The sequence below is a fragment of the Salinimicrobium oceani genome (assembly GCF_012037645.1).
In genome coordinates this window covers 1-540 of sequence record NZ_JAAVJR010000340.1, presented here as the reverse complement: position 1 = coordinate 540, position 540 = coordinate 1, and the positions used below count along the sequence as shown (strand labels likewise).

2 protein-coding genes are annotated in these 540 nt (G+C 37.8%); both read left to right on the top strand.

Annotated features, from left to right (window positions below):
• The coding region (locus HC175_RS17080) for a universal stress protein (protein ID WP_438865952.1) at window positions 1-374 on the top strand (374 nt) is incomplete at its 5' end.
• Window positions 371-540 (top strand): universal stress protein (locus tag HC175_RS17075; protein ID WP_168139532.1); only part of this gene is annotated, 170 nt, incomplete at its 3' end. The genes HC175_RS17080 and HC175_RS17075, both read left to right, overlap by 4 nt.

The window sequence follows — 540 nt, the reverse complement described above, 5'->3', positions numbered from 1 at the left end:
TCTTTCCTACAGATTATGAGACCGAGATTCCCGGGGTGCTTACGATCATGCGCAATATTGTAGATACTCACAACTCTACCATAAATGTACTCCATGTCTATTCCGGATTAAATCTTACTGAAAGTCAGACGGGAAGGAAGAAAGCACTGGTAAGAACCTTTAAGAATAATAAACTTAACTTTTTTAGCATTACCGATACATCCGTAACCCGGGCTATCTATGATTTTACTGAAGAAAATGATGTAGATATGCTCGTAATGGTCAACAACAAACATTCATTTTTCGAAAACCTTCTTTTCCGTCCGGTGATCAATGAGATTGGATTTAATGTTAAAGTGCCGTTTTTAGTTATTCCGTCAAAAAAGAAATCATGAAAAAGATCCTTTTAGCTACAGATTTCTCGCAGAATGCTTTCAATGCGATCACCTATGCGCTTGAGATGTTCAGGGAGGAGAAGGTTATTTTTACTATTTTACATGCATACAAGGTGTTTGACTATCATGAAGAGAGCATTCTTTCTGCAGAGCCGGGGAATGAAAG